The organism is Candidatus Cryosericum odellii, assembly GCF_003570935.1.
GTDB lineage: Bacteria > Caldisericota > Caldisericia > Cryosericales > Cryosericaceae > Cryosericum > Cryosericum odellii.
Genome location: NZ_QXIU01000057.1, coordinates 1 through 4,485, shown reverse-complemented (window position 1 = coordinate 4,485; position 4,485 = coordinate 1). Strand labels below are relative to the sequence as shown.

The window sequence follows — 4,485 nt, the reverse complement described above, 5'->3', positions numbered from 1 at the left end:
CCGACGTTCTTGCTGGGGTCGATTTCTTTCGCCATGTTCGGAACGGGGACGACCTTGCCCCCAACGGTCTTCGTAAGAGGATTGCCTTTGGCATCGACAGTCTGAACATAGTATTTGCTGCCGACCTTGATGGACGTGTTGAACGCTTCACCACCATAGATGTAGTAGGCCTGCCAGGCGTATGCGGAAGCCAACTCCGGGCTGAGCGCGCGCTTCCACGCATACTCAAAATCGTATGCAGTGACGGGTGTTCCGTTCGTCCAGTACGCATCGCGAAGCGTGAAGATGTAGGTCTTCCCGTCCTTGGAGATCGTCCAGCTCTTCGCGATTGCGGGCTGCGGGACACTCTTGCTGTCGAGACGTGTCAACCCGTCAAAGACCTGCAGGTCGATGTTGACATCCGCAAGGGTAGCTGTAACGCCTGGATCGAGCGTAGCAGGCTCGGTCCCCAGGTTGTACGTCACTTCCTGAGTAACAGCTCTTGCTGAGGGTACGACAGATAGTCCGCCGAACAACGAGACCAAAAATACCACTATCAAGACAAGTGACAGTGCTTTTCTCATTAAATAGCCTCCCCCGTCACAACAGGATTTGTTGCCCGTGTGACTATTTCTCATGCTATCAGGGGGCGGAAAAATACAATGAATACAATGTGGGCGAGGCTCTCCTCGGGGGCCTTGAAAACCCCAGGCCGGTTCTCAACTCTGTGCATGCAGCCGACGTGATGAGTCGATGCGCAGTTGTTGACGTGAACGAGGATTCGGCACACACTATGACATTGGTATTCCTGATTAAGGAGGAGTATGAGAAAAACACATCATATGCTGAGGGTCTTGTTGACTATCGTGCTGCTGGTCTTCTTGTTTCGGGGTGCAAACGAGGCAAGGAACAGTTAGAACAACAGGTAAAGAGGTCGTAGCAGGAACAAGTGTTAGCTCAGCCGTTACCAGAGACTGTTACAGTTTGGGACCCCCCGAGCCTTTCTGTTCAAGACGAGGGGAGCTTCTGTCCCGAAGTGTAACAATCTTGGGACCGTCCCGAGAATGTTACACCCCGGCGTCATCATCAGCGACGCCGGGGTGTTTGCTGCTGCTCGCGCTCAGACACGAAAATGGAGTTGGGAACCAGATGAGACTGCCCGTGCGAAGTATGCTTGTTGCTATGCTGTACTTCTGTACCGGCACACAAGGTTAATACAAAAGCCCAAGTTTTGAAAAATTCTCATATTCTTTGCGGGCATCAATTTGAGCACTTTTTCGGGCATCGTCTACGAATTGAACATTTCTCTCTAAAAGGGAAACCACATAAGGGTCCAGAGAATGATTTTTTGCCATTGATGCGATAGTAGATAGTGCTTTCTCTATGCCCATTCCTTCCCTGTACGGGCGGTCTTCAGAAATAGCAGTAAATACGTCAGAAACAGCCATTATTCGAGAACCCAACGGAAAATCAAAGCCACTTATATGAAACGGATAACCTGAGCCATCAAGTCTTTCGTGGTGGAAAGAAGCCCACTGATTGATTGTTTTGAAGTCTTCCATATGTGACAGTATTCTATACGTATGATAGGTATGACTTCTCACTATGTTGAGTTCTTCCATTGATAGCTTATCGGTCTTTTCCAAAATCTCCTTGGGGACAGCAAGCTTACCTAAATCGTGCAAATACCCTGCAATTGCCATCATACTACATTCCTTTTCGGAAAAACCTGCCAACCTTGCAAGCGCCACAGAGGTTGCAGAAACCCCGCTACTGTGAGTTGCCGTAAACCTGCTTCTAAAGTCAATGATTCGTGAAAGGATTTTTGTCAACTTTTGGATTGACTCTATGTCAAAAATGACGAGGGGCAAATCTTGTATCTTATGCAGTTCAAGTTCAAGGTTTGGAGAAGAAGTATCAAGCCAGAAGAACTCCTTGCGTGATAGTTTTACAAATGCGTCAACAAATTCAGGCACAAATACCTTGCCTGAAAGGTTTTTTATCTTTTCTGTTATACCCCTGGCTTGGCCTAAAACTTCATGGTCATAGTCAATGAGCACCGAGATGCGATCTGCAAGGTGCAGTATCAGACTTTCAGCTGGAACAACCTCACCGTTAACCAAATGTCCATTGCCATTATCCCACTGGACATGATGGTATCGAATGATCCTCGCTTCATCTGAAAGTGGTTCAAAATCTCTCAAGAGCAAATAGCCCAATTCTGCATGTCTATTAAAGGATGAGTCTTCATCAAAATGCAAAATGTCCAGCCTTTCCTTTAAAGAAATAGACCCAACATCATGCAACAAGCTTGCAAAGAATAGTTTTCCTCTTTGCTCAATAGTTAACCCCAATTCTTTGCCAATACTCCAGGCAATATAGGCAACCCTTCTCTGATGATCTACTAGCATCGGGCTTACTGCGTCAATAGCTGCTGATAGACTTAAAGCAAAGTCAAAAAGAGAAAGATGAAAATCATCTATCAACATACAAGCCTCCTTATATAGTGATACGATGGAAATACACTCACTACAAACTATACTGTTTTCGAAATCTTAGTCACGCATCGACTCATCCAAAGTGGAACACCCCGGCGTATTATCGACGCCGGGGTGTTTGTCATGTTACTTGCGCTCGGACACGAGTTTCTCGAGAGGTTCGACCCAGTGGGTGCGCATGAAGTCGAAACCTTTCTGCCAGAAGGTTTTGTCGCGCGGGTCGATGCCTGCGAGACCAAGGATCTGGGCGGGGGTCATGGCGCTGCCTGTCTCGAGGATGCGGTAGTAAACGGGCTTGAACTTCTCGCCCTCCTCCAGGTATTTCTGGTACAGCGACAGGACGACGAGTTGGGCGAAGTTGTAGGCGTAAACGTAGAAGGGCCACAGGAACATGTGCTGGACGATCGCCCATTCCATGTCGTAGTGTGCGGGGATGGTAACGGAATCACCAAACATGTTGACCAGCTCCTCGTGATAGATGGAGCGGAGCTCATCGGTGGACAGTTGATGGTCGGCGATGAGGCCGTGCGTACGCGTCTCGAAGCGGTGGAACATGTTCTGCCGGAATGTCGTGGCAAAGGCCGACTCGAGCTTGGAGCAGTAGAGTGCGATCTTCTCCTCAGGGTCCTTCATGCGGCCCAGCAGGTAGTCGGTGACGAGCATTTCGCCAAAGACCGAGGCCACTTCGGCGAGGGGCAGGATGGCGTCGCGGTTGACCGCAGTCTGCTTGGCGGACAGGATACCGTGCATGCCGTGTCCCAGTTCGTGCGCCATCGTCTCCACGTCGCGGCCGGCCCCGGTGAAGTTGAGCATGACCCATGGATGTGCGCCGGGGAGATTGAAGGTGCAGAAGGCTCCGCCTGTCTTGTTGGGCAGGGTGCGGCCGTCGATCCAGTTCTTGTCAAAGAACTCCTGGATGATGTCGTGTGCCCGCTGGTCGAACTTGGCGTATGCATCCAGGACGATGGTCCTGGCGTCGTTCCACGTGTATCTGCGGGGCTTGGCGCTGATGGGTGCATAGATATCCGCCAGCGTGAGCTTTTTGCTGTTGAGAAGGCGCGCTTTGAGGGTGTAGTAACGCTCGACGATGTCGGTGTTGTCCCTGGTAACGTCGGAGAGGGTGTTGACAATCTCCGCGTCCAGTTCGTTGTCCAGGTTCCGCAGGCCCATCGGTTCGTCGACGTGGCGCAGTTCGCACTCGATCTGGTGGTCCTTGAGCAAGGTGTCGAAAACGTTGGTAATGACGAGGCTGTTCTCGGTGTATTTGCCAAAGTACTGTTTCATGGCACGAGCGCGCAGACGCGAGTCGGTGCTTTCCCGCAGTGAGCGGACCTGTTCGCCGTTCATGACCTTGCGTTCGCCCTTGACGGTGACCGTGAACTTGAACGAACTCGTCAGCTCCTGGTAGATGCGCTGTATGGCCAGCTTGCCCGTCAGGTCACGCTTGCTGAGCAACATCTCTTCTTTCTCACTGAGGAGATGCTGTCTCTGTTTGCGCAGGAACAGCAGGTAGTGGCGGTAGTTGTCCAGTGCCTTGTCGGCGACCAGGCGCGCAAAGAGGGCCTCGTCCATCTGGCCCAGTTCGATGGGAAAGAAGACGAGCGTGTTGGAGATGTCACTGCCCAGTTCTTGCATCTTCATCATCAAGCTCTTGGCGCCCTCGTCCAGGTTGTCTGTCGTGAGCATGAGCTCTGCATACTCACCGAGGCGGCCGGTCGCGGAGCTGATGCGTTCTTCTTCGACCATGAACTTCCTGAGCTCGGCGGGGGAAATCTTGCCGGCTGCAACCCTGCCGCGGTACTCTGCAGCGAGAGCGGCGGCGTCCCGTCGCACCGCTTTCATGTCGCGTGCGATGCGCGGATCGTCAAGGCTTGCATACAGGGCGCTCAGGTCCCATATGACGTTTTCTGACCCCAGTTTTGCTGCTTTCATCGATTCCTCCTTGAGGGCATGTTTGTTCGGACACCTTATGATACCACACAACCCCGGGGCCTCAACTGCGCCAATC

3 protein-coding genes are annotated in these 4,485 nt (G+C 51.7%); all 3 read right to left on the bottom strand.

The window, feature by feature from the left end:
• A partial coding sequence (locus tag SMC5_RS02215; RefSeq protein ID WP_243624952.1) for an ABC transporter substrate-binding protein occupies positions 1 to 563 on the bottom strand: 563 nt, incomplete at its 3' end.
• A 627-nt stretch (positions 564 to 1,190) separates the two neighbouring features.
• Positions 1,191 to 2,468 carry an HD-GYP domain-containing protein gene (locus SMC5_RS02205; RefSeq protein ID WP_119119414.1) on the bottom strand — a complete coding sequence of 426 codons (1,278 nt, stop codon included), beginning with the start codon at positions 2,466 to 2,468 and terminating at the stop codon, positions 1,191 to 1,193.
• A 135-nt stretch (positions 2,469 to 2,603) separates the two neighbouring features.
• On the bottom strand, positions 2,604 to 4,485 hold a 1,882-nt coding region (locus tag SMC5_RS02200; protein ID WP_207798978.1), incomplete at its 5' end, for a M3 family oligoendopeptidase.